Source organism: Mesorhizobium sp. LjNodule214 (assembly GCF_964252735.1).
Lineage (GTDB): Bacteria > Pseudomonadota > Alphaproteobacteria > Rhizobiales > Rhizobiaceae > Mesorhizobium.
Map to the genome: position 1 here is coordinate 110,530 of NZ_CAXUPE020000001.1, position 25,769 is coordinate 136,298.

General features: G+C 63.6%; 29 protein-coding genes. 14 read left to right on the forward strand and 15 right to left on the reverse strand.

Translation table 11 applies throughout. The annotated features are described in order from the left end of the window. Positions 1-34: 34 nt before the first annotated feature. Positions 35-1,108 (forward strand): ABC transporter ATP-binding protein, encoded by a 1,074-nt coding sequence (locus tag ACSQ3Z_RS00445; RefSeq protein WP_436169467.1) that lies wholly within the window; start codon positions 35-37, stop codon positions 1,106-1,108. On the opposite strand, the gene ACSQ3Z_RS00450 is transcribed toward ACSQ3Z_RS00445, so the two are convergent. Genes ACSQ3Z_RS00450 through ACSQ3Z_RS00465 form a run of 4 tightly spaced genes read right to left on the reverse strand, consistent with a single transcriptional unit; the run spans position 1,072 to position 5,000 of the window. Next, the gene (locus tag ACSQ3Z_RS00450; RefSeq protein ID WP_436169468.1) at positions 1,072-2,382 is read right to left on the reverse strand and encodes a flavin monoamine oxidase family protein; all 1,311 of its coding nucleotides are present in this window, start codon (positions 2,380-2,382) and stop codon (positions 1,072-1,074) included. The two genes, ACSQ3Z_RS00445 and ACSQ3Z_RS00450, sit on opposite strands and share 37 nt — an antisense overlap. After that, entirely contained in the window at positions 2,379-3,461 is a 1,083-nt protein-coding gene (locus tag ACSQ3Z_RS00455) for an ABC transporter substrate-binding protein (protein ID WP_436169469.1), read from the reverse strand. The genes ACSQ3Z_RS00450 and ACSQ3Z_RS00455 overlap by 4 nt, the downstream gene beginning before the upstream one ends. Positions 3,462-3,512: 51 nt before the next feature. Then, positions 3,513-4,199, reverse strand: coding sequence for a transcriptional regulator BetI (gene betI, locus ACSQ3Z_RS00460; protein WP_436169470.1), 687 nt, complete (start codon positions 4,197-4,199; stop codon positions 3,513-3,515). 6 nt (positions 4,200-4,205) lie between these two features. Continuing rightward, entirely contained in the window at positions 4,206-5,000 is a 795-nt protein-coding gene (locus ACSQ3Z_RS00465; RefSeq protein ID WP_436169471.1) for a class I SAM-dependent methyltransferase, read from the reverse strand. 199 nt (positions 5,001-5,199) lie between these two features. On the opposite strand from ACSQ3Z_RS00465, the gene ACSQ3Z_RS00470 reads away from it, so the two are divergent. Genes ACSQ3Z_RS00470 through ACSQ3Z_RS00485 form a run of 4 tightly spaced genes read left to right on the forward strand, consistent with a single transcriptional unit; the run spans position 5,200 to position 9,879 of the window. Then, the gene (locus ACSQ3Z_RS00470) at positions 5,200-6,819 is read left to right on the forward strand and encodes a phytoene desaturase family protein (RefSeq protein ID WP_436169472.1); all 1,620 of its coding nucleotides are present in this window, start codon (positions 5,200-5,202) and stop codon (positions 6,817-6,819) included. Further along, positions 6,806-8,368, forward strand: coding sequence for a phytoene desaturase family protein (locus tag ACSQ3Z_RS00475; RefSeq protein ID WP_436169473.1), 1,563 nt, complete (start codon positions 6,806-6,808; stop codon positions 8,366-8,368). Before ACSQ3Z_RS00470 ends, ACSQ3Z_RS00475 begins: the two co-directional genes overlap by 14 nt. Before the next feature lie 3 nt (positions 8,369-8,371). Then, complete coding sequence (locus ACSQ3Z_RS00480) at positions 8,372-9,631, forward strand: aminomethyltransferase family protein (protein WP_436169474.1); 1,260 nt, start codon at positions 8,372-8,374, stop codon at positions 9,629-9,631. Positions 9,632-9,633: 2 nt separating this feature from the next. After that, positions 9,634-9,879, forward strand: a complete 246-nt coding sequence (locus ACSQ3Z_RS00485) for a hypothetical protein (RefSeq protein WP_436169475.1) — start codon at positions 9,634-9,636, stop codon at positions 9,877-9,879. 12 nt (positions 9,880-9,891) lie between these two features. On the opposite strand, the gene ACSQ3Z_RS00490 is transcribed toward ACSQ3Z_RS00485, so the two are convergent. From ACSQ3Z_RS00490 to ACSQ3Z_RS00505, 4 genes are all read right to left on the reverse strand, one after another. After that, positions 9,892-10,950: a dipeptidase gene (locus ACSQ3Z_RS00490; RefSeq protein ID WP_436169476.1), complete on the reverse strand. Its 1,059-nt coding sequence runs from the start codon at positions 10,948-10,950 to the stop codon at positions 9,892-9,894. 159 nt (positions 10,951-11,109) lie between these two features. Further along, a complete protein-coding gene (locus tag ACSQ3Z_RS00495; protein WP_436169477.1) occupies positions 11,110-11,409 on the reverse strand; it encodes a GNAT family N-acetyltransferase in 300 nt (99 codons plus the stop codon). A 3-nt stretch (positions 11,410-11,412) separates the two neighbouring features. After that, positions 11,413-12,036: an alpha/beta hydrolase gene (locus tag ACSQ3Z_RS00500; RefSeq protein ID WP_436169478.1), complete on the reverse strand. Its 624-nt coding sequence runs from the start codon at positions 12,034-12,036 to the stop codon at positions 11,413-11,415. 5 nt (positions 12,037-12,041) lie between these two features. After that, the gene (locus tag ACSQ3Z_RS00505) at positions 12,042-12,974 is read right to left on the reverse strand and encodes a VOC family protein (protein WP_436169479.1); all 933 of its coding nucleotides are present in this window, start codon (positions 12,972-12,974) and stop codon (positions 12,042-12,044) included. A gap of 225 nt (positions 12,975-13,199) precedes the next feature. Here ACSQ3Z_RS00505 and ACSQ3Z_RS00510 point away from each other — a divergent pair, with 225 nt between their 5' ends. Then, the gene (locus ACSQ3Z_RS00510; RefSeq protein ID WP_436169480.1) at positions 13,200-14,762 is read left to right on the forward strand and encodes an alkaline phosphatase family protein; all 1,563 of its coding nucleotides are present in this window, start codon (positions 13,200-13,202) and stop codon (positions 14,760-14,762) included. 54 nt (positions 14,763-14,816) lie between these two features. On the opposite strand, the gene ACSQ3Z_RS00515 is transcribed toward ACSQ3Z_RS00510, so the two are convergent. Next, complete coding sequence (locus tag ACSQ3Z_RS00515) at positions 14,817-16,145, reverse strand: PRC-barrel domain-containing protein (RefSeq protein ID WP_436169481.1); 1,329 nt, start codon at positions 16,143-16,145, stop codon at positions 14,817-14,819. A gap of 255 nt (positions 16,146-16,400) precedes the next feature. Here ACSQ3Z_RS00515 and ACSQ3Z_RS00520 point away from each other — a divergent pair, with 255 nt between their 5' ends. After that, the gene (locus ACSQ3Z_RS00520) at positions 16,401-17,321 is read left to right on the forward strand and encodes a diacylglycerol/lipid kinase family protein (protein ID WP_436169482.1); all 921 of its coding nucleotides are present in this window, start codon (positions 16,401-16,403) and stop codon (positions 17,319-17,321) included. A 26-nt stretch (positions 17,322-17,347) separates the two neighbouring features. On the opposite strand, the gene ACSQ3Z_RS00525 is transcribed toward ACSQ3Z_RS00520, so the two are convergent. Next, entirely contained in the window at positions 17,348-17,524 is a 177-nt protein-coding gene (locus ACSQ3Z_RS00525) for a hypothetical protein (RefSeq protein ID WP_436171917.1), read from the reverse strand. Between the two features lie 142 nt (positions 17,525-17,666). Here ACSQ3Z_RS00525 and ACSQ3Z_RS00530 point away from each other — a divergent pair, with 142 nt between their 5' ends. Beyond that, positions 17,667-19,199 (forward strand): sensor histidine kinase, encoded by a 1,533-nt coding sequence (locus tag ACSQ3Z_RS00530; protein WP_436169483.1) that lies wholly within the window; start codon positions 17,667-17,669, stop codon positions 19,197-19,199. Positions 19,200-19,267: 68 nt separating this feature from the next. Here the strand turns inward: ACSQ3Z_RS00530 and ACSQ3Z_RS00535 are convergent, their stop codons facing one another. The 3 genes from ACSQ3Z_RS00535 to ACSQ3Z_RS00545 all read right to left on the reverse strand — a co-directional run bounded on the left by ACSQ3Z_RS00535 (position 19,268) and on the right by ACSQ3Z_RS00545 (position 20,948). Next, the gene (locus ACSQ3Z_RS00535; RefSeq protein WP_436169484.1) at positions 19,268-19,732 is read right to left on the reverse strand and encodes a hypothetical protein; all 465 of its coding nucleotides are present in this window, start codon (positions 19,730-19,732) and stop codon (positions 19,268-19,270) included. 11 nt (positions 19,733-19,743) lie between these two features. Then, positions 19,744-20,070: a DUF883 family protein gene (locus tag ACSQ3Z_RS00540; RefSeq protein WP_436169485.1), complete on the reverse strand. Its 327-nt coding sequence runs from the start codon at positions 20,068-20,070 to the stop codon at positions 19,744-19,746. A 116-nt stretch (positions 20,071-20,186) separates the two neighbouring features. Next, the gene (locus ACSQ3Z_RS00545; RefSeq protein ID WP_436169486.1) at positions 20,187-20,948 is read right to left on the reverse strand and encodes a Crp/Fnr family transcriptional regulator; all 762 of its coding nucleotides are present in this window, start codon (positions 20,946-20,948) and stop codon (positions 20,187-20,189) included. 225 nt (positions 20,949-21,173) lie between these two features. Here ACSQ3Z_RS00545 and ACSQ3Z_RS00550 point away from each other — a divergent pair, with 225 nt between their 5' ends. Beyond that, the gene (locus ACSQ3Z_RS00550) at positions 21,174-21,494 is read left to right on the forward strand and encodes a response regulator (RefSeq protein WP_436171799.1); all 321 of its coding nucleotides are present in this window, start codon (positions 21,174-21,176) and stop codon (positions 21,492-21,494) included. A 36-nt stretch (positions 21,495-21,530) separates the two neighbouring features. Here the strand turns inward: ACSQ3Z_RS00550 and ACSQ3Z_RS00555 are convergent, their stop codons facing one another. Both ACSQ3Z_RS00555 and ACSQ3Z_RS00560 read right to left on the reverse strand, forming a co-directional pair. Continuing rightward, positions 21,531-22,082, reverse strand: a complete 552-nt coding sequence (locus ACSQ3Z_RS00555) for a sigma-70 family RNA polymerase sigma factor (protein WP_436169487.1) — start codon at positions 22,080-22,082, stop codon at positions 21,531-21,533. A gap of 2 nt (positions 22,083-22,084) precedes the next feature. Beyond that, positions 22,085-22,288: a NepR family anti-sigma factor gene (locus tag ACSQ3Z_RS00560; RefSeq protein ID WP_436171800.1), complete on the reverse strand. Its 204-nt coding sequence runs from the start codon at positions 22,286-22,288 to the stop codon at positions 22,085-22,087. Positions 22,289-22,511: 223 nt separating this feature from the next. Here ACSQ3Z_RS00560 and ACSQ3Z_RS00565 point away from each other — a divergent pair, with 223 nt between their 5' ends. The 5 genes from ACSQ3Z_RS00565 (at position 22,512) to ACSQ3Z_RS00585 (ending at position 25,740) form a co-directional block, all read left to right on the forward strand. Further along, complete coding sequence (locus ACSQ3Z_RS00565) at positions 22,512-23,306, forward strand: response regulator (RefSeq protein WP_436169488.1); 795 nt, start codon at positions 22,512-22,514, stop codon at positions 23,304-23,306. A gap of 205 nt (positions 23,307-23,511) precedes the next feature. Further along, a complete protein-coding gene (locus ACSQ3Z_RS00570) occupies positions 23,512-23,676 on the forward strand; it encodes a DUF1328 domain-containing protein (RefSeq protein WP_140554166.1) in 165 nt (54 codons plus the stop codon). Between the two features lie 153 nt (positions 23,677-23,829). Continuing rightward, on the forward strand, positions 23,830-24,864 hold the full coding sequence (locus ACSQ3Z_RS00575; protein ID WP_436169489.1) for a sensor histidine kinase: 1,035 nt from the start codon (positions 23,830-23,832) through the stop codon (positions 24,862-24,864). Between the two features lie 232 nt (positions 24,865-25,096). Then, on the forward strand, positions 25,097-25,270 hold the full coding sequence (locus ACSQ3Z_RS00580; protein ID WP_436169490.1) for a hypothetical protein: 174 nt from the start codon (positions 25,097-25,099) through the stop codon (positions 25,268-25,270). A gap of 143 nt (positions 25,271-25,413) precedes the next feature. Continuing rightward, the gene (locus tag ACSQ3Z_RS00585) at positions 25,414-25,740 is read left to right on the forward strand and encodes a hypothetical protein (protein ID WP_436169491.1); all 327 of its coding nucleotides are present in this window, start codon (positions 25,414-25,416) and stop codon (positions 25,738-25,740) included. Positions 25,741-25,769 lie beyond the last annotated feature (29 nt).

Genomic DNA, 25,769 nt, shown 5'->3' on the forward strand with positions numbered 1-25,769 from the left:
TCAGTCCGAACGGCCCCCGCTATCCGAAAGACCCATGATCGAGATCCGCAGCGTCACGCGCAGCTACGGCGCCTTCAAGGCGCTGGACGATGCCACGCTGACCATCCGGGAAGGTGAATTCTTCTCGCTGCTCGGCCCATCCGGCTGCGGCAAGACCACGCTGCTGCGCATGATCGCCGGCTTCGACAATCCGACCACCGGTTCGATCGCCGTCGGCGGCCAGCCAATGGAGGGCATTCCCGCCAACCGCCGGCCGACAAACATGGTGTTCCAGAGCTATGCGATCTTCCCGCATCTCAATGTCGAGCAGAACGTCGCCTATGGGCTGAAGCGGCTGAGGCTCGAGGGAACGGAGGAAAAACGCCGCGTCGAGGAGGCGCTGGCCCAGGTCTCATTGACCGGCCTCGGCAAGCGGCTCGCCACCGAACTGTCCGGCGGCCAGCGCCAGCGCGTCGCGCTCGCCCGCGCGCTGGTGATGCGGCCCAAGGTGCTCTTGCTCGACGAGCCGCTGTCGGCGCTGGACAAGAAACTGCGCGAGCAGATGCAGGTCGAATTGCGCCGCCTGCAGCAGGCGGTCGGCATCACCTTCGTGCTCGTCACCCATGACCAGTATGAGGCTTTGGCCATGTCGGACCGTATCGCCGTGATGTTCGGCGGCAAGATCGCGCAGGTCGCCTCGCCCAAGGAAATCTACCAGCGGCCGGTCAACCGCCAGGTGGCCGACTTCCTCGGCGGCATGAATTTCGTCAAGGCCGAGATCGTCGAGGAGAACGGCGCTTCGCTGGTCGTCGACACGCTGGGCTTCGGCCGCGTCAAGACCGACAAGCCGAAGGCCTTCGTCCGCAATGGCGGCGCCGCGACGCTCGGCATAAGGCCGGAGCGGCTGCGCGTTCTGTGGGACAATGCCACGGCGAAATTCGAAGTCGCCGGCAAGGTGGTCGAGCGCCACTATTTCGGCGAGATCACCCATCTGATCGTCGAGATCCCCGGGCTGGAGAAGCCGCTCTCGGTGACCGAGACCAACGATTTCGGTGCCGACGACATCCCGGTGGGCACCTCGATCCGCCTCGCTTATGATCCTGAAGCTTTAGTGGCGATGGCGGACTGAAGTTCGGCGGCGATCTTCTTGGCGGCGATGCGCCCTGCCACGATCGCACCCTCGACATAGCCTGGGAACGAAGGCGATACTTCCGACGAGGCGAAATGGACGGGCGGCGCGCCCGCGAGAATCGTGCGTTCGGCATCCTTCGCCGTGGTGTCGACAATAAGGTCGCTGTAGGCCCCGCCGCTCCAGCGGTCATGCGTCCAGTCGCGATGGCTGAAATCGAGGATGTCGGCCGCGTCCGGACCGAGGGCTTCCTCCAACCTTGCCGTCACTTCGGCGCGCAGCGCTGCATCGCTGAGCGCGCGCCAGCGCAGCGCCAGTGGCCCACCGACGAAGACGACGAGCGCGGCATGGTCCGCATCCTTGCTGGCGTCGCAGGCAAACAGTCCCGGCTGGTCGCGCCACATCACCATGCCGCTCAAGCCGCGGTCGCGCCAGAACGGCGTGGGATAGCGTACGAGGATCTTGATCACCGCGCCGCTCTCCCAGACGCCGAGCGCCCTCTTCAAGTTGATCGGCAAAGATGGTGCGAAATCGAGTTTCGCAGCTGTCGCCGGCGGCAGCGCGACCAGGACTTGGCGCGCCTCGATCGCGCCGCTGGCCGCGATGACACGGACGCCTTTCGGCCTGTGCTCGATCTGCGTCACAGGCTCGTTCAGCCGCAACCGGTCGCCGAGGTCGCCGGCCAGATCATCGGCCAGCGACTGCATGGTCTCGCGCAAGAAATATTGCAGCTCCGGCACCTCGTTGGTGATGCGGCGGTCATTGTCGATCAGGTGCCAGAGCGGCACCTTTTCCAGCGCCAGGCACCACAGGCCTTCGATCATCGAGCGGAAGGCTGCCTTGGCATCGCCGGTATCGTTCTGGCGGTCGAGCCAGGCTGCGACGGTCAGGCCGGCAATCGAGGCATCGTCAGGCGCGATGGCATTCATGCGCTCGCGGATCGCCATTGCGGCGACATAGGTCCGCTCGGCTGCCTGCGGTGACATTGACGGCCGCGCGATGAAATCGCCTTCGACATAGGTCTCGACAAGCGTCTTGCCGCGCGCCTCGACCAGGGCCATCAATTCCGGCATGTCCTCGCACAGAAACTGACCGCCGCTGTCGATGCGTTCGCCAAGGCCGTTCAACCTAGCCTCGACGCGTCCGCCGACGCGGTCGCGTGCTTCGAGCAGCAGGAAATCGATGCCGGCCTTCTTGAATTCGAGTGCGGCCGACAGGCCGGTGAAGCCGGCGCCGACGATGACGACGCCGGTTCTTTCGATTTCTTTGCTCAATAGCCAGCCTTGATCTTCTCGAACTCGGCGATCATCTTGAGCTTGAGATCGGAAGGAACCGGCGACTGGAACAGCGTCTTGTCGACGAATTTCTGCACGTCGTCATAGCCCTTTTCTTTCAGGATCGCCTGGTCGACTCCAGCCATGCCCTGGGCGTTGGCCTGGCCGTAGCCCCAATCCTTGACCAGCACCTTGGCGATCTCCGGATCGTTGATGGCGTTCAGATAATCATAGGCCTTGTCGACATTGTCCGGCGCATCCTTGAACAGCACATAGCCGCAGACCCAGGTCGAAATACCCTCGGCGGTATCCTTCTTGGACTTGATCGGTACGCCGGCGGCAACCGACTGCACCGTCGCATCATTCCACGCCCAGGCGAGATCGACCTCGCCGCCGCTCAGCTGCTGGACGATGTCGGTGGTATCGGTCCAGTAGGAGCGGACATTCTTGTGCACCTGGCGCAGGAAGTCGGATGCCTGCTTGAACTGGTCGTCCGTCATCTTGGTCCAGTCCTTCAGGCCGATGGCGAGGCTCGCCAGCGCATAGGCGTCGTCGACATTGTCGCCGATCGAAACCTTGCCCTGGAACTTGGGATCGGCAAAGGCCTTCAGCGACTGCACGTCCTTCTCGTCGACCTTGTCGGAATTGTAGGTGAGCTGCGTGTTGCCCCAATCCCAGGGCATGAACCAGGCCTTGCCGTCGGCGGTGGTGGCAAGATCCTTCATCGCCATGATGCCGGGATTGAGATCCTTCCAGCCCGTGATCTTCGAAGTGTCGAGCGGCTGCAGCAGCCCTGCCTCGCGCCACTTCACCACGCTCTGCGAACAGGGATGGCCGAGATCAGCCTTGAAGCCGGAGCGGACCTTCTCGAACGCCTCGTCCTCGTCGCCGAAGAAGGTGAATGTCGGCGAGTCGCCGTTCTTCTCGACATATTTCGGGTGGAAGCTGGGGTCTTCATAGCCGGACCAGTCGAACACGATCAGGTCCTTGTCGGCGGCAACCGCCAGCGCCGCCGCAGAAGCCGCCAGCGCACCAGTCAGTGCCAATGTGAGAGTCAGGCGTCGGCTGAAAGTCTTCATTGCTGTTCCATCCTCTTTTATGGTTCAGCCGGCCTTGCTGGCCGGCTGTTGCTAACCGTAGTGCTTCGGAAAGGCGGCGACCAAAAACGCGTTCGCCGCCTGCAGCGCGCTCTCGCGGGTGACATCCTCGGTCCCCATCATCAGCCGCAGCCACAGACCTTCCAGCATGGCGCTCAGCGCCAGGGCGATGACTTGCGGCTCATAGGCATAGCCGCCACTCTCTTTGAGCGATGCGCAGAGGTCGATGAAGATCTTCTGGTAGGCCGCGTCGCGCGCGCCGCAGAGCGACTGATAGGTCGGCCGCGACTTGGCCTCGCCCCAGAACGCGCACCAGGCGGCCAGCTTGCGCTTGTTGCAGATCGAACGGTCGAAATCGGCGGCGACCAGCGCCCGCAACTGGCGGGCTGGATCCTCGCCGGCCTTGGTCAGCGCGGCGCGCCAGTGCGCGGCATACTCGTCGGCCATGTATTGCAGCGTGGCGACGAGCAGCTTGTCCTTGCTCTCGAAATGGAAGTTGACGATGCCGCGCGACAGGCCCGCGCCATCGGCGACATCGGCCATCGTCGTCTCCGAATAGCCGCGCTTGGCCAGCGAATCGATCGTCGCCTCGATCAGCTGCTGCTGCCGGACCTCCTTCGACGCCTTGCGGCCGCGCTTTTCGGCGTCGCCTTTTCGTGCTGGTTCAGGGAGAACATCCCTCGCTTCTGCGGTCTTCATCGGCGTCTTGATCTCCAGCATTGCCGGCTACCCAGCCGGCTTTCGACCGCGAAGATGAGTGGGACGGTGCTCACCGCTGTCAAGCACCTTCTGCATGGCTTCCCAGGTCCGGATGTTCTTGTCGACATAGGCCGCGCCAACCGCGGCCGCGACCGTGGGATAGAGCGGCCCCTTCAGCCTCTCCAACTCGCCGCGGGCGACCTCGCGATACCAGGGATTGCGGTCGCGAATGGTGACATCGGCAAAGCCTGCCCGGCGCATCGCCAGCGCATAACGCTCAGGCGAGGCCATGGCGAAAGACAGGCCTTCCGCCGCGACATAGGCCTTCATCTCGGGTGACGGCTCGCCATCATGCGAGATCATCCAGTTCGACGCGGCGAAGATGCCGCCCGGCTTCAGCACGCGAAAGATTTCGGCAAACAGCGCGTCCTTGTCGGGCACGTGCAGCAAGGCATCCTTGGAGAAGACGACGTCGAAGGAAGCATCAGCGAAAGGCAGCGGGCCGGGCGGCGCCTGGACGAAGCTGACGCGGTCGCCGAGACCCTGCGCAGCCGCGCGCCGGCGCGCCGTCTCGATCACCGGCCGTTCGACATCGAAGCCGGTGGCGTGGGCCGCGCCATGGCGCGCGACGAGATGTAGCGTGATGCCGCCGGCACCGCAGCCGATGTCGAGGATCGTCTTGCCCGCGAGCGACAGGCCTTCGACGACCCGGTCGACCTCGTCGGGCCCGCCCGGCGACAGATAGCCGTCGCCCCAGAGCGCCTCCAGGAAGCGGATGGCGGTGTCGTCATATTCCGGCTCGGCGTCCGCCGTTTCGATCATCTGACCTCAGCTCCAACTGCCTGCTGGACAGTCCAGAATGTCGGCAAAGCCTAGCGCATAAACAGGAAAACGCAACACCATTTGTTGAACATTCATTCAATATGGCTGGACAAAATGACTGAAGCCGTGCCAAATTCCGCGCATTCGGGAACAGATCACATAAAATGAACGGTGAGATCGCCATGAAGGCTCGGCGTATATGAAAGCGTGGGATGCGATCGTCATCGGCGGCGGCCATAACGGATTGGTCAACGCCTGCTACCTGCAGCGCGCCGGCCTCGACGTGCTGGTGGTGGAGAAGAACGACTGGGTCGGCGGTGCGGCCACCAGCCGCGAATTGACGCCTGGTTTCCTTTATTCCAACTGCTCCTATGTCTGCTCGTTGTTCCGGCCCGAGATCATGCGCGACCTAGAGCTGCCGCGCTTCGGCCTGCAGGTGATTTCCTACGAGGGTGGCGCGGTGTTCACCCGCGATGGCGATTACCTCGCCAATTACCGCGACCACGACGCCCACCGGCGTGAGTTCGGCCGTTTTTCCAAGCGCGACGCCGAGGCCTATGGCCGCTACGCCCGCGACGTCACGCGTCAATGCCGCTTCATTCAGCCGCTGCTGATGCGCACCGCGCCGGACCCGACCAGTTTTCGACCACGCGATATCGGCGAGCTACTCTATCTCGGCAAGAAATTCGCCGGCCTGTCGGCGGAAGAAATGGCGCTGACGCTGCGCTTCTGGACCATGTCGATCTCGGAGTTCCTCGATGAGTATTTCGAGACCGACGTCATCAAGGCGAACTTCGCGCTGTCCGGCATCATCGGCACCGCGCTCGGGCCGATGTCGCCAGGCACGGCCTATGTGCTGCTGCACCACTATATGGGCGAGGTCGACGGCTCGGTCGGCGCCTGGGGCTATGCGCGCGGCGGCATGGGCGCCGTCACAACGGCACTCGCCGCGTCCTTCAAGGCCTCCGGCGGCACTATCCGCACCGGCGCCGAGGTCGACCACGTGCTGGTTATCAGCGGCAAGGCCAAGGGGGTGGTGCTCGCCGGCGGCGAGGAGATCTACGGCAAACTCGTCGTCTCCAACGCCGACGTGAAGCGCACCTTCCTCAAGCTGGTCGAGGACAAGGAACTGCCCGACATCTTCCTGCGCCGGGTGAAGAACTTCAAGATCCGTGGCTCGTCCGGCAAGGTCAACATAGCGCTCGATTCGCTGCCCGAATTCCCGGCGCTGCCGAAGGATTCGCCGGTCTATCGCGGCGACATGCATTTCACCGATTCGATGGAGCGCATGGAGCGCGCCTATGACGACTGGAAGGCCGGTCGCTGGTCGGCCGACCCCTTCCTCGACATGGTCATCCCGACCACGCTCGACCCGACCATGGCGCCGCCGGGCAAGCATTTCATGAGCTGCTTCGTGCAGTACGCGCCGCCGAAGGTGGATGGCCACGACTGGACCGATGCGGACCGCGACGGTTTTGCGGAAAGCGTGATTTCGCAGATCGCCGAATACTCGCCGGGCTTCCGCGACCGCATCGTCCACATGGAGGTGCGGACGCCGCGCGAGATCGAGGCCGAGGTGGGCCTCACCGAAGGCAACATCTTCCAGGGCGAGCTGACATTCGACCAGCTTCTGTTCAACCGACCGGTGCCCGGCTACGCGCAATACCGCTCGCCGCTCAGTGGGCTTTACATGTGCGGCTCGTCGACCCATCCCGGCGGCGGCGTCATGGGCGCGCCCGGCCGCAACGCCGCCGCCGAGATCCTGCGCGACCTCGCCAAGTCCACCTCGCATATGAGCCCGGCCCATGACGTCATTTGATGCGATCATCATCGGCGGCGGCCACAACGGCCTTGTCGCCGCCGCGACGCTGGCGAAGGGCGGCCGCAAGGTGCTGGTGCTGGAAGCAGCCGACGATGTCGGCGGTGCGGCACGGACCGAGGAGTTCGCACCGGGCTTTCGCGTCTCGTCTGTCGCCCATGTGCTGAACCGGCTGCATCCCGATGTGGTGAAGACGCTTGAGTTGGAAAGGCACGGGCTGCAGGTCGCGCGTGGCGATTTCGTGCCGACCGTTGCGCTGTCGAAGGGCGGTCCGCTCGTCCTCTATGGCGCCTATGGCGAGGTGCTGACCGGTGCCAGTTCGTCCGAGCAAACCGCTTGGAAGGAACTGCGTGCCCAGCTGCTGCGCTATGCCGGCATTTTGAAGCCGTTCTTGTCGCGCCGTCCGCCCGACCTTGGCGCCATGTCGCTGCTTGAGACGGCAGCGCTCGGCCAGACAGCGCTGGCGCTGAAGAAACTCGGCAAGGAGGACATGCGCGATTTCCTGCGCGTGCTTTTAATGAATGTCGCCGACCTGCTTGACGAGCAGCTCACCGACGACCGACTGAAAGGTCTGCTCGCCTTCGACGCGACGCTCGGCAGTCATCTCGGTCCGCGTTCGCCGACCTCGCTGCTCGGCCTCTACTACCGCCTGGCGGGCGAGGTGGGCGGCAAGGCGGGCGCGCAGATCGTGCCGAAAGGTGGCATGGGCGCGGTCGTCGCCGCCATCCGCGCCGCGGCGGAGAGGGCCGGGGTGACCATCCGCGCCGCGTCACCTGTTGCCAAGATCATCGTCGAAAAAGGTCGCGCCGTCGGCGTCGCGCTCGACAGCGGCGAGGTGCTGCATGCGAAAACGATCGTCTCCGCCGTCAATCCGGCAACAACCATCCTCGATCTCGTCGGACCGCGCGGGGTCGACACAGGCTTCGTGCGCAAGGTGAAAAATATCCGTATGAAGGGCGATGCGGCCAAGCTGCACCTGGCGCTCGACCGGCCGCCGCAATTTGCCGGTATCGACGCCGCTGGCCACAAGGGCCGCCTGGTCATCGCGCCCTCGCCCGACCATGTCGAGCGCGCCTTCAATCCCTGCAAATATGGTGAGTTCTCGCCCGAGCCCGTGATGGAGATCACGCTGCCCAGCCTGACCGACCCCTCGCTCGCTCCAGCTGGTGCCTGCGTGCTTTCAGCGGTCGTGCAGTATGCGCCCTATGCGCTGAAGGAAGGCTGGGGCGCCGGCAAGCCGAAATTCCTGAAGGCGATCATGGCTCAGCTGGAGGCCTATGCGCCGGGGATTTCCAAAACAGTGCTTCACACCGAGCTTTTGACGCCTGCCGACATCGAGGCACGCTACCGCATGCCCGGTGGCCATTGGCACCACGGCGAATTGCAGGCCGACCAGATGCTGATGTCGCGGCCGGTATCCGGCTGGTCGGGTTATGACACGCCGGTCCAAGGGCTGTTTCTTGCTGGCGCCGGTTCGCATCCGGGCGGCGGCGTTTCCGGCGCACCGGGGTTGAACGCGGCGAAGCGCATCATCGCGATGAGGGGATAGACCATGGCACAGGCAACCAGGAAGAAGCCCGCCGTGACCGAGATCGACGCGCCTGCCGATGCCCGCACAGCCGCTCAATCGCATTTCCGCACCTTGCGCCTTGGCACACCGTTCCAGCCGCGCATCGACGCGTTGGCGAGAACCAATGACTGGTACAATTGGGCCGGCTATCGCGCCCCGCATTCGCTGTGGGACGAGGAGCTCGAATATTTCGCCATCCGCAGCCAGACGGCCCTGTTCGACATCTCGCCGATGACGAAATACCGCATCGAGGGCCCTGACGCCGAGGCGTTCCTCGACCGCATCACCTTGCGCGATGTCAGCAAACTGAAGCCCGGCCGCGTCCACTACACCGCCTGGTGCGACGACGACGGTTTTGTCCTCGACGACGGCACGCTGTTCAGGCTTTCCTCGACACGCTTCCGGTTGTGCTCACAGGAACGGCATTTGCCCTGGCTGCTCGACAGCGCCATAGGCTTCGATGTGAGCGTCGAGGAAGAAACGGAAGCCGTTGCCGGCCTCGCCTTGCAGGGCCCGACTTCTTTCGCCGTGCTGCGTGACGCCGGTTTCGCCGGCGTCGAGCGGTTGAAGATCTTCGACCTCGCCGAGTTCCCGCAGGACGGCGGCATGGTCACCATCTCGCGCACCGGCTTCACCGGCGACCTCGGCTACGAAATGTTCGTGCCGGCCGAGAAGGCGCTGAGCCTGTGGGACCGGCTGATGACGGCCGGCGAAACGCGCGGCATCCGCGCCATCGGCTACACCGCGCTGAACCGCGCTCGTCTCGAAGCCGGGCTGATCGTTGCCAACGTGGATTTCACCACCGCCGAGCACGCCATCCGTGCCGACCGCTTGCGCATGCCGGATGAGATCGGCCTCGGTTTCATGATCGATCTGGAAAAAGGCAATTTCAACGGCCGCCGCGCCATCCTCGAAGCGCGGACGAAGCGCAAGCTGCGTCATGTGCTGATCGGGCTGGAGATCGAAGGCAACATCCCGGCCGAGCAAGCCATCGTCTACTACAAGAAAAGCCAGGAGGTCGGGCTGGTCAGCGCCGCCATGTGGTCGCCGATGGCCAAGCGCAATGTCGCCATCGCCTCTCTCAAGCGACCTTTTGGCGATACGATGGTTGAAGACCTCTGGGTCGAGATCTATGCCATGCGCGAGCTGCAGTACCAGAGGCTGATGAAGCGGGCCAAGGTAGTGCCGCGCCCCTTCATCAAGCTCGACCGCCGCACCGCCAATCCGCCGGCGGATTTCTGACCATGAGCGACGAGGCAGAGCTCGAAGCCTCCGAACAGTGGCAGCTGGTCAACACCCCGCTCGGCGAAAAATGGTCGGGCCGCACGCGCTACGCGGCCGCCATGTTCTTCTACAAGCGTGGCGAGATGAGCGCCGAGACGCTCGAAGTCTACCGCATCTGCGCGCGCCTGGACTCCACTGATCCGTTGCCGATCATCAGCGACCGCGGCGGCGGCCAGGATTGGCTGAAGCGCATGGGCTACAAATAGCGACTGGGTGGATTACCCGATCGTCTTCTCGAGCATGCCGATCCAATTGCGGTAGGCGATCTTCTCGATCAGCGCCCGTCCGAAGCCACGCGCGGCGAGCGCGTCGATCAGCTTCGGCAGGCCGGCGACATCACCGATGACGGCCGGGATCATAGCGCCGTCGAAATCCGAACCCAGGCCGACGCCGTCCTCGCCCAGCGCCTGCAGCAGCGAATCGACATGGCGCACCATGATCTCGAGTGAGGTGTCGGCATTCATCCTTCCGTCCTCGCGCAGGAAGCCGGTGGCGAAGTTCAGCCCGACCATGCCGCCGGTCTCGCGGATGGCGCCGAGCTGCCAGTCGGTGAGGTTGCGCGAATGGCCACAGATCGCATGCACGTTGGAATGGGTCGCGACCAGCGGCGCGTCGCTGATGGCGGCGACATCACGAAACCCCTTCTCGTTGAGATGCGAGAGGTCGATCATGATCCTGAGCTGGTTGCACGCCTTGACCAGCGCCTTGCCGGCGTCGGTCAAGCCGGGGCCGGTGTCGGGCGAGGACGGGAAGCGGAACGGCACGCCATTGCCGAAGGCGTTGGGGCGGCTCCAGACGATCCCCAGCGAGCGCAGGCCAGCGGCGTGCAGAACGTCGAGCATGGTGAGCTCGGGATCGATCGCCTCGACGCCCTCGATGTGGAATACCGCCGTGATCGAGTCCTTCGCCATCGCGTCACGCACGTCGCCGGCACTGCGGCAGACGGTCAGCGCTCCGGCCCGCTCCAGCCGGAACAGGATCGAGGCCATGGCGATGGTCGAGGTGAGGGCTTCACCGCGCGGAAGCTCGGGCGGCAAGGGCTCGTTGTCGCTCGGCGCCGGCGGCACCGCGCTGCGCTTGGCTTTCTCGACCGGCGGCGGGAAGATCGCGAACATGCCGCCGGCAAAGCCGCCCTTCTTGGCGCGCGGCATATCGATATGGCCGCCCTGCGTCCCCTCGATGAACAGCTTTTCGACATCCGCGTCCTTCGACTGATAGAGCCTGAGCAGCGTGTCGTTGTGGCCGTCGAACACGGGGACGAGATCGGTTTCGGTCATCGGGAAGCCATTCGGTTGAGGTAAGCAGGGCCGCGGACCGTGAGCCGGCCCGCAGGCGATACCTCTACTTAGGCAAGATGGCCAAATCGCGCAAATGCCAGACGGGTGATTGCATTTGTAACTGCCCGCTCGGCCGTCTGTCCCCGCGCGGGCAAACGCCTATTGCTTCAGCACGTCGGCCCATTCCGGGTGGCGGCGGAACTGGGCGTTGGCGAAAGGGCAGAGCGGGATGATCTTCTTGCCGGCCGCCCGCGCGTCCTCGACGGCGCGGGTGACAAGCCGAAGCCCCGCGCCCTGGCCGCGAAACGCATCCGGCACGTCGGTGTGGTCGATGATGAGCTGGTGCTCGCCGATCTTGGTGAAGGTCATCTCCGCCTCGGCGCCGCCAGGTCCGCGCAAGAGATAACGACCTTTGGAGCCACGATCTTCGAGCTCGATCTCAGGCAGTTGGTCAGGCATTGCTTAGGCTCCTTCAACTGGCGCGCCGGCGAAGAACCGCCGCGCCGCTTCGATTTCATTCGGCCGCACCTCGTGCCCGCCCTCATGCCATTCCAAAGTGACATCGGCGCCATCGGCGCGCAAATAGGCCTCGAGCCGCGACGTCAGGTTGGGCGGACAGATCGGGTCGCGCTTGCCGGCGGTGACCAGTATGTGGCGGCCGGCAAGGCTGCCCTTGACCTCCGGTTCGAACGGGATCAGCGGATGCATCAGCACCGATGCATTGAACAGATCGGGCGCCGCGAACATCACCGAAGCCAGGATATTGGCGCCGTTGGAGTAACCGAGGCCCAGCACAAACGACGGCTTTGCCGCCTCGACCTGCGCCTTGACGAAGCCAACCATTTTGCCGGTCGCCCGCGCAAGATCGTCCATGTCGTAGACGCCCTCGCCGGTGCGGCGGAAGAAACGCGCGGCACCTTGCTCCGAGACATCACCGCGCGGCGATACGATCGTCGCCTGGGGCACGAGTTCGCGCCCCAGCGACAGAAGCTGGTTCTCGTCGGCTCCCGTGCCGTGGAAGACGAAGAGCAGCGGGCCGCCAGGCGAACCTGGTAGCAGCTTGTGGATGTATGCGTCCTTGCTCATGACCGTCAGCCTTCCAGCTTCTGCAAATGCTGTTCGAGATATGGCCTGAGATGCTGGTGCTGCGTCGGCAGCTTCAGCGCCTCGCCGAGATGGGCAGTGTCCTCGTCGCGGTCGAAGCCCGGCTCGTTGGTGGCGACCTCGAACAGCACGCCACCCGGCGTGCGGAAATAGATCGCCCAGAAATAATCACGGTCGATCACTGGCGTCACCTGGTAGCCGGTGTCCATCAGCGCCTTGCGCACTTCGAGCTGCTTGGCGCGGTTTTCGACGGCAAAGGCGACATGGTGGACCGAGCCGGCGCCGAGATTGGCGAAGGCGGCACCGGGCAGCGATTCGATGTCGACGACATCGGCGCCGTTGCCGTTCTTGACCGCCAACCGCCTGACATTGCCGGACTTGTCGACCTCCTCATAGCCCATGAACTTCAAGAGCTCTTCGGTGGCGCCACCATCCTTCAGCCTAAGCGATACCGAGTGGAAACCGCGGATCGCTTCCTCGGCGGGTACGCCGCCCTTCACCCATGGCGCGCGGCTGTCGGCCCTGTCCTCGACCAGCGCGAAGCCATCGCCATCGGGACCGGCAAAGGCCAGCCGCTTCTCGCCGAAAGTCTCTTCGCGGGACAGCCCGGCGACGCCCGCATCGGCGAAGCGCTGCTCCCAATAGGCAAGCGTGCCCTCGGGCACCGAATAGACGGTGGTGCCGACTTCGCCGACACCATGGCGGCCCTTGCCGATGTTCGGGAACGGAAAGTAGGTCATCACCGAACCCGGCGTGCCGACCTCGTCGGCATAGTAGAGGTGGTAGACGTCGGGCGCGTCGAAATTGACGGTTTTCTTGACCCGGCGCAGGCCGAGCTTCTTGGTGAAGAACGCATTGTTCTGGCGCGCATCGCTGGCCATCGAAGTAACGTGATGCAGGCCCTTGATCTGGTCGAGCATTGTCTTGCTCCTTCCCTTGGTACTTGTGCGGCCCATGCCGCTGTCCACGCCAATATGAGGATAGGCACGCCGGCGGCAAAGGACGCAAACACAGAATGGACTGTGCTGTAAAAGTGAACGAAGCAGCACATTTTGTTCACCAATCAACGAACCTACTCCGGCTTGCAACGGTCCGGAATTTCGGCTCCATGAGCGGCGCGCCTTCATCCAGTGAGGAGACCCAGATTGGCCAAGTCCGGTAGACGCCCGAACATTCTCCTCATCACCTGCGACCAATGGCGCGGCGATTGCCTGTCCGCCGCCGGCCATCCCGTGGTGAAGACTCCGAACGCCGACGCGCTTGCCGCCGACGGCGTCCTGTTCCGGCGCCACTATGGCGGGGCCGCACCATGCTCGCCGGCTCGCGCCTGCCTTTACACCGGCCTCTACCAGATGAACAACCGGGTCTGCCGCAACGGCACGCCGCTCGATGCCCGCCACGGCAACATCGCGCTCGCGGTCAGGGCCCTCGGCTATGACCCGACCCTGTTCGGCTATACCGACGTGTCGCTCGATCCGCGCCGCCTGGCGCCTGGCGACCCCTGGCTGAAGAGCTACGAGGGCGTGCTGCCCGGCTTCAGCGTGCGGCAGTTCCTGCCAGAGCACCAAAAACCTTGGCTGTCATGGCTGAAGGCGCGCGGCGTCGAAACCGGCGCAGGCTTTCCCGACATCCATCGCCCCGTCGGCGGAGAGGCCGGCGATGATGTGACCACCACGCCGCCCGTCTATTCGAAGGACGAGACGCCGACGGCCTTCCTCGCCGGCGAGTTCATCCGCTGGCTCGGCGAACAGGAAGGCGGCGCGCCATGGTTCGCACACCTCTCCTTCATCAGCCCGCACCCGCCCTTCATCGTGCCAGAGCCCTACAACACAATGTACGATCCCGCCGACGGCCCCGCTTTCCGCCGTGCCGAGAGCTGGCAGGCCGAGGCCGCGAGCCATCCTTATCTTGCCTACGCTCTCGACCGGCAGAAGCGGAAAAACTTCCGCCCCGGCAGCGAAGGCAAGGTGCGCGACTGGGGCGACGACAATTTTCGCGCCATCCGCGCACTCTACTACGGCATGATTTCGGAAGTGGACGCGCAGCTCGGCCGCCTCTGGCAAGCGCTCAAGGCGGCCGGTGCCTGGCACGACACCGTCATCATGCTGACGTCGGACCACGCCGAGATGATGGGCGATCATTTAATGCTCGGCAAAGGCGGCTTCTTCGACGGCAGCTTTCACATCCCGCTGATCATCCGCGACCCGCGTCGCAGCGAGGCATCAGGCAGCCAGGTCGACCGCTTCACCGAGGCCGTGGACATACTGCCGACGCTGCTCGACCTTCTCGGTGAGCAATCGCCGCCGCATCTCGACGGATTTTCGCTGAAGCCGTTCTTGGGGGGCGAGACGCCCGAGGACTGGCGCGACGCGGCACACTGGGAATTCGATTTCCGCTCGATCGCCGGCGGCGAACCCGAACGCCATTTCGGCATCGGCCCGCGCCAGTGCAATCTTGCCGTCATCCGTACGGAAAAGTTCAAGTACGTACATTTCGCAGGCGGCCTGCCGCCGCTGCTGTTCGACCTGGCGAAGGACCCTGGCGAGCTGACCAGCGTCGCCACCGATCCGGCCTATGTCGAGGCGCGGCTGGAGTTTGCCGAAAAACTGCTCGCCTGGCGCGCCGCCCATCTCGACCAGTCTCTGGCGCTGGCCGAGCTGACGGAGGACGGCGTTGTGGGGTACGTTGACAGGGGGAGTAGGGAATAGGAACTAAGCTAGTCCTACTTCCCTACTTCCCTACTTCCCTACTTCCCTACTTCCCTACTTCACCATCATCCGCTGCTGGTCGCGCTTCTCGGCGTAGCTGCCCTTGTCGTAGGCGGCCTGTGCCTCGAGCTGCTCCTTGGTGAAGGTGGTATAGAGATACTTCTTGCCGTCCTTGTCGGTCATGAATTTGAGATTGTCCATGCCGACAGCCACCTCCTTCTCCCCGATGCCGAGGAAGCCACCAACGTCGACGATGACCGCGTCAGGCTTGTTGTCCGGCGCCAGCACGACATCGCCGATCTCGCCGACCTTGACGTCGTTGGCGCCGTAGACGGTCGTCCCTTTAAGGTCATCACCTCTGATTTCGCCGACCGGCATCTCTGTCAGCGCCGACTTGTCGATCGCCGCGGTCTGCGTGGGGTCGGTTGCCTTCACATCGGGCGCGGGTGTGGCCGGAGCCTCAGCTGTCTTTTCCCCCGGGGCCGGAGTGGTCGCTGTTGGGGCGGCAGCCTTCGGGACCTCGTTCGAGGCCGTGCTGGCCGCCGGTGCCGGATCATAGGCCTTGCGGTTGAAGTCCGGCTGCGCCTCCAGCTCTTCCTTGGTCGTCTGCACGACCAGCCAGCGATCGCCGTTCCGCTCGGCCCATTCCGTCTTTGCGAAGTCATAGGCGACGTTCTTTTCGCCCATGCCAAGGAACCCGCCGACGCCGATGACAAGCGACTGCGCCTTGTCGTCCTTGGTCAAAACGATGTCGTTCACATCGCCGATGTTCTGGGCGTCATCAGCGGTGCCGTTATAGACGGATTCGCCAATGATGTTGGTAGCCAGGTTCCCATCTGCCTTCTTTACAACGGGTTCAGCCGGCGCCGCGTTCATGTCGACCGGCTTCTGTGTTCCGGTAGCGTCCGTAGAAGCCGTCGGCGCTGTCGCCGACGTATCGGTCGAGGCTGCCGGGGCTGGGTCATAAGGCTTCCTGTCGAAGTCCGGCAGAGCCGTCAGCGCTTCCTTCGAAGTCTCCGCAACCAGCCAGCGGTCGCCGTTCTTCTCGACCCACTGCAGCTTGTCGTAGTCGAACGCGACATCCTTTGCCCCGATGCCAAGAAAGCCGCCGACGCCGATGACAGCGGATTTCGCCTTGCCGTTTTCGTCAAAGACAACATCGCTGACCTGGCCGATGCTTTGGGTATCGTCGGCCGTGCCGTTATAGACGGATTCACCGATGATGTTGGTCATCAGGCTGCCTTCCGCGCCCACCACCGGAGCCGCGGGAGCATTCTCGGTGGCGGGCGCCTGTGCAGGCGCTGGGGTTGTTGCCGTCTGTGCGAAAGCGCCGGTTGCAATCAGCGTTGCCAACGCTGTCGTCGCTAAAAGAGTGCGGATCATGATCGTCTCTCCTCGTGCCTGATTTCTGCACGCCGAGCCAGACGAGAGGTCAGCCTCGGCATCCTCCTACTGGTTCACAACGTCGCGACCACGCTGTTGTTCCGAAATTAGGCGTGCTCGGCACATCCGGATAAGTCGCCGGAAACCTTGCGGGATTTCGCCCCAGCCAAGGGGAACCTTTCATCGGCCATTTCGTTTCAGCCTGTGGCTGGGGCCTTCCCGGCCCGATGGATTGTGAAGAAAATCGGAGCGGGCATGCGATTTGCGGCGGTGCTGAACCGGGACGGCGGCACCTTGCGCACGACCGATCTCCCGGCCTTTTCCGAGCAGATGCGCAAGACGCTGGAGGCAGCGGGCCATTCCATCGACATCGACATCGTTGCCGGTGGCGAGATCGAGGCCGCGCTGGAGAAGGCCGCGGCGAGGCGCGGTGTCAACGTCGTGCTTGCCGGTGGCGGCGACGGCACCATCTCGGCCGCGGCGGCCCTGCTGATAAACCGCAAGAAGGCACTGGCCATCCTGCCCGCCGGCACCATGAACCTTTTCGCTCGTGGGCTCGGGATCCCGCAAACGCTCGACGCTGCCGTGAAATCCTTTGCCGATGGCGAGGTGATCGCCGTCGACATTGCCAGCGCCAATGGCCGGCCATTCGTGCATCAGTTCTCGATCGGCCTGCATGCAAAAATGGTGCAACTGCGCCAGAAGATGGAGTTCGGCTCACGCCTGGGAAAGATGCGGGCCTCGGTGCGTGCCGCCTGGGCAACCATCAACAACCCGCCGGCGATGAACGTGACGCTGACCATCGGCGAAGCCGAGATCATCACCCGCACCACCGGCATCGGCATCACCAACAACCTGTTCGGCGAAGGCCACCTGCCCTACGCCGACAATCCCACCGGCGGCATGCTCGGCATCTACATTGCGGTGGCGCGGCAGCGTGGCGAGTTGGCCAGGTTCTTCCTCGACATGGTGCGCGGCAGATGGCGCGACAGCGAGCATGTCGAAATCCACCAGGCCGACAGGGCGATGCTGAAAATCCATTCGGCGGCGAAGAAATTCCGCGCCGTCATGGACGGCGAACTGGTCAGGCTCGACCGTGAAACGGAAATCCAGATCCACCCTGGCGCATTGAACGTGCTTGTGCCCGCGCGTCGCGCCCAGGCCAGGGCCGCGTGATGCGCCAACCGGCCAAATTTCGAACCCTAGCCGTCTGGCGACTGCCCCTGACCTGGCGGTGTGTGGTCGATCATTCGACCATAAATCTCGGCACCGCCCCAGGCGACGAACGCCAGCAGCAAGGCTGCGATCAGGATGGTCAAGAAACGCCGCCCCCAATATCCCTGGCGAGCTTTGTCTTCAGGAATGATCTTGATCATCATCGGCCTTCGTATGGTTCGGCGCCGGCAGGCGCGTCTGGCAAAGCATGGTCGGGTAACGATTCCTTGCTACGAAGGTTCCGCGGGCGGCCGCGTCTAACGGCGTGGCGGCCAGCGACCACAAACCCGGGTATTCGGGGGCTCGGTGGACAACAGGGTTGAGAATGCACCGGCATTGCCGGCCGATGTGTTTGGCGCCGTAAACGCGCCGGACCGGCTTGCCGTGCTCCATGGCCTCGATGCGCTCGATACGGCGGCCGATCCGGACTTCGATCGCGTCAGTGGCCTCGCCGCAGCCGTCATGCAGGCGCCTGTCGCACTGATCACCCTGGTTGGCGCCGAGCGGCAGTGGTTCAAATCCTGCATTGGCTTCGACGAGACTGAGACGGCGACCGAAATATCGTTCTGCGCCCATGCGATCGCCGCTGGCGACGAGCCGATGGTGGTGGCCGACGCTACCCTCGACCCTCGCTTCGCCGGCAATCCGCTGGTCACCGGTAAGCACCACATTCGCTTCTACGCCGGCGCGCCGATGGTGGTGGCCGGCACCCGCATCGGCACGCTCTGCGTGCTTGACCGCAAACCGCACGCCTTTCCGTCTGCCGCCAAGCTCGAGCAATTGAAGGCGCTTGCCGGCCTTGCCGCCAGCCTGTTCATGCTGAAGGACGCCACTCGCAGCGGCGCCATCGCCGCGGCCGCACTTGAGCGCGAGGAAAAGCGCCGCGCCATCGCGCTCGACGCCGCATCGCTCGCCAGCTGGGCCTGGGACATCCGCACCGATATCATCGAATGCGATGTGCTGCTGTCGGAGCTGTTCAACCTGCCGCGCTCCAACCGGCTGCGAGCCCGCGACATCCTGGCGGCCATCGACCCGCGCGACGTCTACCAGACGGAGACGCGCTTTCGCGACGCGCTGACCGGCAGCGATGACTACTTTGGCGAATATCGCGTCAAGGGCATGCATCCGCCGCGCTGGGTGGCCACACGCGGCCGCGTCATCGAACGCGACGGCGACGGCAAGCCGACGCTGATCTTCGGCGTCAACTACGACATCACCGAGCGCAAGCTCGGCGACGAGCGGCAACGGCTGCTGTTGCGCGAGCTGAACCACCGCGTCAAGAACACGCTGGCGACCGTGCAGGCGCTGGCGACACAGACCGTTCGCCATGCCCGCCAGCCCAGCGAATTCCTCGAAGCCTTCGGCGCCAGGCTGCAGGCGCTGGGCGTCGCCCACAATCTGTTGTCGGACCGCGAATGGCGCGGCATCGGCATCAGGGAACTGGTGCAGATCGAGGTCAAACCGTTCGACAGCACTGAGCGGCCGCGCATGACCATTTCCGGCGCCGATCTCCTGCTTACGCCCGATCAGGCGGTTGGGCTGGGCCTGATCCTGCACGAGCTTGCCAGCAACGCGCTGCAATACGGGTCGCTGTCGGTGGCGTCCGGAAAGGTCGATCTCACCTGGAAGGCCGAAGGCAAACGGGGCGCGCGGCGCCTGGTGCTGACCTGGCGCGAAAGCGGTGGCCCGCAGGTGGAGCCCCCCGACCGCCACGGCTTCGGCTCGATCCTGATCCGCCGCAGCCTGGCCAAGGTCATTTCCAGCGAGGTGACCCACGAATTCCGCCCCGAAGGTGTCTTCGCCGAAATCTCGATGCCGCTTGAGGATCTGCCGAAGTAAGCCCCAAATCTCTTTGTTTTGATGCAATTCCGGACGGAAAACCGTTACACACTTTTCCTGGCATCGCTTCAGTCCGCTTCGCCGCCATCCTTGTCATCGGCATCGGGTTTCACGTTCTCGCGGTAGATGGCGTAGGCGGCAAGCGCGACCGCCGGGCCGAGAATGGCACCCAGGCCGCCCTTACCCTTGAGCAGCGCCGGCAATACGGCAAGGGCGGCCGTGATGCCGATCGCTTTCATATCGGCGCTACGCCTGCGCGCCCGGCGCCGTGCGCGCGCACCGGCCGACAGCTGATAGACGATGAGGATAAGTCCTGCGACCGCGAGGAAGCCGAAGCCGAAGCCTATGGCGGCTGGCAACGTGCCATAGCGTTCGGCCGCCCAGATATAGGCCGCGCCGATCAGGAAGCCGAGGCCGCACAGCGCGGCTATCGCGGCAACCGCATAGACGATTGCGGCCGTGCGCGCGCGGTGCAGGGCCGCAACCGTTTCGCCTGTGGCGAGGGCTGAGATCAGCGATGCCAGCATTCCCATCTGTGCGGAAACTAGCGCCGCGCCAGAAGCGCGAAAAGAAAGCCTACGCCGGCGGCGATTGCCAGCGAGGTCACCGGCTTTTCGCGCACGTTCGCAACGATCTGCGCTTCGATGTCCTTGGCGTTGCCGCGCAGGCTGTCGAAGGCGGCTTCGCCCTGGGCGCGCAATTGCTCGACGCCCTCGGTAGCGGCACGCCGCGCCGTGCCATACCCATGTTCGCCGGTCTTGGCCAACTGCTTGGTGAGTTTTTCGATGTCGGCTTTCAATTGCCTGATGTCGGCTTCGAGATCCGAATTCGCCCGGCTTTCGTTCGCGCTCTTTCCAGTGGCAGTCGCCATTGCTTAACTCCTTGCGTTTGCTTGATTTCAAACGCCCTACACACACCAAGGTTCCGAAATCGGATCCGACTTCATGAAAGGCTGTTTGCGCCTGCGAGTCCAGTCCGGCCCGATGTTCAGATCAGCGGCCGTCGATCCTCGCCCAGCCCTTCCCAGTGCGCCAGCTCCTTCAATCTTTCGTGGTCGACCACCTCGCAGCCGCCATCGCGCCAGACGATCAGCTTGCGGTCCATCAGCTTGCGGATCGTCTTGTTGGTGTGGACCAGCGACAGGCCGAGCGTATCGGCGATGTGCTGCTGCGTGATCGGGATGCTGACCGGAGCCTTGCCGTTCAGCCCGACCGCGCGGGCGCGGCTGGAGATGAAGGCGATGAGATAGGCGGCGCGCTCCATCGCCGTGCGACGGCCAATGCTGAGCAAATTCTCGTCCAGCATGCGTTCCTCCCGCGACGCGATCCAGGTGATGTCGTAGGCAAGGCCGGGATGGTTGCGATAGAGCTCATGCAGTTGTTCGCGCTCGAAGACGCAAAGCAGCATCGGCGACAGTGCCTCGACGGAGTGCTGCATCTCGCCCATCAGGCTGCCCTGCAGGCCGATGAGATCGCCGGGCATCGAATAGTTCAGGATCTGGCGGCGGCCGTCCGACAGCAGTTTGTAGCGGAAGGCCCAGCCCGAGAGCACCGTGTAGAGATGCGCACTGTGGCTGCCCTCGACCAGGACCGTGGTGCCCTTGTCGACAGCCAGCTCTCCCTTTTTGAACGTGCTGATGAACAGCAGTTCCTGCTTCTCGAATTCGCGAAAGGCAGGCAGCGGCCGCAGCGGGCAGTTTTCGCAGGAATACTGACGGCTGGAAAAAGAACGACCGTTTTGCCCGGACATTTCGACCCTTCTTCCAACCCTCACCTTAAGAGGGTGGACAGCAACGCTTTGCAAGGGATCGAGGTTCCGGCAATCACCAAGCCTTTCAACCGGTCATGTCTTTTTTAAATGACAGGCCGCCAAATAGCGCTCATGACTCGCTCCGTTTCAAGGAGACATTGCCCTGTGCCCTCATTGCTCGACGGATTGCGAATCCTCGTCCTCGAAGATGAATTCCTGATCGCCATGGATGTCGAGCAACTGTGCCGCGACTATGGCGCCGGCGACGTGGTGATTGCCCGCGACCTCACGGAAATCGAGCCCCAGGATGTGGTTGCGCAATTCGACGCGGCCATTGTCGACCTCATGCTGGGCGGCGCTTCGACGCTCGACTTTGCCTCGCGGCTGCGCCAGCAGGGCGTGCCTTTCATCTTCGCTTCGGGCCATTCGGACGCCGACGAGATCAAGGCATCCTTTCCGGGCATCAGATTGGTCGCCAAACCCTATTCCGGAGACGATCTCGTCGAGGCCGTGGCCGCGGCCTGCGGCCGTGGACCACTCGTCTGAATGTGCTGAAACCCGGCTTCGAAGCCCAGTCGCCATTCAGGCGGCGTTCGACCCTGTCACCTGCGCCGAGATGGCATCCGGACCGTACTCGTCTTCGCCGGAAATCTTCAGGATCTCCTGCAGCCGTGTCCGGGCGCGGCTGACGCGGCTTTTGATCGTCCCGACGGCACAGCCGCAGATATCGGCTGCCTCCTCGTAGGAAAAGCCCGACGCACCGATCAGGATGATGGCTTCGCGCTGGTCCTCGGGCAGTTGCTCGAGCGCGCCGCGAAAATCCTTGAGGTCGAGCTGGCCGTGCTGGGCCGGATGCACCGCGAGCCTCGCCGTCATGATGCCGTCGCTGTCCTGCACCTCGCGGCCGCGCTTGCGCATTTGAGAGTAGAATTCATTGCGCAGGATGGTGAACAGCCAGGCCTTGAGATTGGTGCCCGGCTGGAAGCTTTCATGCTTGTCCCAGGCCTTGACCAGCGTTTCCTGCACCAGGTCGTCGGCCTTGTCGGCGTTCTGCGTCAGCGACACCGCAAAGGCGCGCAGGCTCGGGATCGAGCCGAGCAGATCGGTCTTGAAGCTCTGGGAAACGGCCGTCATGCTCAGTCCTTCTTCGGTGCGGGTTCGGTCCGCTCCAGCTGGCTGAGCAGCTGGGCAAAGCGATCCGGCACATGATCGGAGACCAGCTCATCGTAATATTGCTTGAGTTTGCGGCCGATTTCCGAGTTTGGCCCGAGCGGGTCACCGGAACCGGCCCGGCGCCTGCCTGCGGCGCCAGCCGTGGTATTTTTCGTCATATCTTTCATTTCGCCCTTGATTCCAGCACCCGAGCCGCACCCCAACAACACAAAACACAAGGCAAGCGGCACCCTCGTCTGGTTTGCCCATCCCAGCCCAGAACGCCCTCCTCTTATATTAGTTCCACGTTGATCGGAACTTTTTCGGGAAGCTGGCGTTTGGGTCTTCGGGACTTGCATTCGGCTTGACCTGCGATCTATGCAATTGCGTCATCTGAGGGAGACGTCCATCATGAGCTTGTCCGCCACCATCGCGCCGCACCTGCCGTTCCTGCGCCGCTTCTCGCGCGCCGTTTCCGGATCACAGGAAAGTGGCGATGCACTGGTCGCCGCGATGCTCGAAGCCATCATCGCCGACGTCGATGTCTTTCCCGATGCATCGAACGACCGCATTGCGCTGTACAAGGTTTTCGCCAGGCTGTTCACCTCGATCGCCATCCGTGTTCCGCAGGAGCATGCCCAATCGGCATGGGAGCAGCGCGCGGCGGCCAATCTGAACGCGATCGCCCCGCGCCCGCGCCAGGCCTTCCTGCTGGTCGCCGTCGAAGGCTTCAGCGAGGATGAGGCGGCAGAAATCCTCGATGCCGACGAACAGGAGTTCTCGGACCTGCTTGCCCAGGCCAGCAACGAGATTTCCCGCCAGGTGGCGACCGATGTGCTGATCATCGAGGACGAGCCGCTGATCGCCATGGACATTGAGGAAATGGTCGAGAGCCTTGGCCACCGCGTCGTCGGAACGGCGCGCACCCATGCCGAGGCGGTGACGATATTCGGCAAGACGCGACCGAGGATGGTGCTGGCCGACATCCAGCTTGCCGACGGCAGCTCGGGCATCGAAGCGGTGAACGAGATCCTGTCGTCCACATCGGTGCCTGTGATCTTCATCACCGCGTTTCCAGAACGCCTGCTGACCGGCGAACGGCCTGAACCAGCCTTCCTCGTCACCAAGCCGTTCAATCCGGATATGGTCAAGGCGCTGATCAGCCAGGCGCTGTTCTTCGACAGGCAGGCCAAGGCAGCCGCATAGGGCCGAGGCCCGCGCCATCGGGGCGCTGGCCTGTTTCCCAGATGAAATGACGTTTCTTTGCGCCGCGGTGCCCGCCAAGTTGGCGGTCGCGCTGCACGATTGAATTTCGCGCCTGAGCCGTTTTCCAGGGATCGTCTTTTTCGGCAAATGGTGGAACAAACACCAACCAACCACGTTTTGCCTCAGCATTGGAAGGAGACGGATCATGCTCTACTGGGCGCTCGTATTTCTCGTCGTGGCGATCATCGCCGGCGCGCTTGGTTTCGGCGGCATCGCCGGCACCTCGGCCGGCATTGCACAGATACTGTTCTTCATCTTTCTCGCCTTCCTGATCATTTCGCTGCTTGCCGGCCTGTTCAAACGGGCGTGAGGGCAGGCGCGAGCGGACACTGGAAGCCGCACCCCTCAAACGGTTTCCAGCCACCGCCGGGCGGTGCACTCCAACGAGGTGCCGCCCGGCGGACCGTTTGAGGGAACCCATTTCACAGTGAACCGTTCAGCCTGGGATCGGTGGCAATGATCGATGCGTTCCAAGGCGCCAGAAATAATCGACAGCCTGCGGAGTGATGAAGTCATCGCTCTGCATCCAGCCGAAAGCGGAATGCAGCTTGGCCGGGCTCTTCTCCACGCGCTGCACAATGCCGGCATTTCCGTTCTCTACCAGGATCGCGAGATGAAGACCGTGTGGGCGCGCAACATGCGCGCGCCATGGACGTCCGACAGCGCCGACAGCAACGGCATATTGCCGCCGGCGCAGGCAGAGCGCATCGGCGCCGCCAAGCGCAACGTCATCGCCTCCGGCAATCCGGAGCGTCTCGAACTCGGTGTACCCGCCGAGGACGGCATACGCTGGTTCCAGGTGTGGATCGATGCCGATCACGGCGAAAACGGCGCCGTACAGGGCGTCGTCACCACCATGGTGGAAACGACCGAGCAGAAACGCCGCGAGCAGACCTTGAAGACACTGCTGCGCGAGGTCAGCCATCGCTCGAAGAACCTTTTGGCCATCATCCAGAGCATTGCCACCCAGACCGGCCGCTATTCCGAGACACTCAGCGATTTCCTGACGCGCTTTCGCGGCCGGCTGCAGTCGCTGGCCTCATCCCAGGACCTGGTGACGTCCTCCAACTGGCGGGGTGCAGCCCTGCGCGAGCTGGTCTCCGGACAGGTTGCGCGCTACGGCTCCGACCCCAGGCGAAGCTTGCGTTTCGCCGGCGAGAATCCCTACCTCAACCCAAATGCCGCCTTGCATATCGGCTTGGCGATGCACGAACTCGCCGTCAATTCGGTGAGCTACGGCGCCCTGTCACGGCCGGATGGCTTTGTCGAGGTCACGGCCAGACTGACCGCCGCTTCCGCCGACAAACCTGCTTTGTCGCTGACATGGGCCGAAGCCATCGGCGCCCGTGACCGGCAACCCAGGGAGAAGCGTTTCGGCAGCGTTGCGCTCGAGCGCGTCGTGCCGACCTCGCTGAACGGAACGGCGACGCTCGAGATCACCGGCGACCGTGTCGAATACCGCCTCGTCGTGCCGCACGGCAATTTCGAAACGGACTGACCGGATATCGCCGAGAAGTTGCAGTTCTTAACGGGCTGTTCACCATAAAATTGGATGCTGCCTTACCCGGATAGCGCTGGAGCCTGCCGACCCGCCGGATGTCCCGCCGCGGTCGCAGCGCAACAGAGCATTCAGGAAAAGTGCGCAGCGGTTTTCCGTTCGGAATTGCGCAAAAACAAATGCTTAGAGCGGGGCAGCGTTTCTATCAAACTGCTCTAGGGGAGGATTGGTCTTGACGGTTGCCGACATGAACAGACTTGAGCAAGCCGCCCGCGTCTCGATGAGTGGATTCCAGGATCCCGAGACCCCGGCCTCGGCTTCGCGGCACTTTCACCCTATGCTTCACTTCGCCGCTGTCGTGTTGGTCGCTGCCGTGGTGCTGGCGGCGGCTTGGCAACTGACCTGACGTCGAACCGGAATAGTCTCGCGCTCGTCTAAAAATCGCTGCGGAGCCATCGGCGAGCTGCTGCCCCAATTGTTGGCTGCCGCGCCGCCGGCGCAGGAACTTTGGCTGATTTCGACCGTTCTTATGGCGAGAGGTTTGTCGCCATGGAACACATCGCTGCTTTGCTCCTGGTCATCGGTTGCTCGAATACCATGACCGAGTGCCATGAATTGTCCGTGCCGGTCAGCGTCTTCGAGACCGCCGCGGAATGCACCGCCGAAAGGCCTTTTGCCCTGACCGATGTCCAGGGCCAGGCTCCGCATATCGTTGCCGAGTGCCTCGCTGTCGATCCGGCGCTGGAGGATGACTATGACCAGATCGTCTGGAACGTGCGCCCGGACGGCACGCTCGACGCCTCCTTGCAGGTTTCCAACCTTGCGGTTGCATCGAACGCTGCGCGCCCCGAAAAAGACTATCTTAGCCAACAGTAAAATCGGGCGGGCAAAGGCCGATGTTTCAT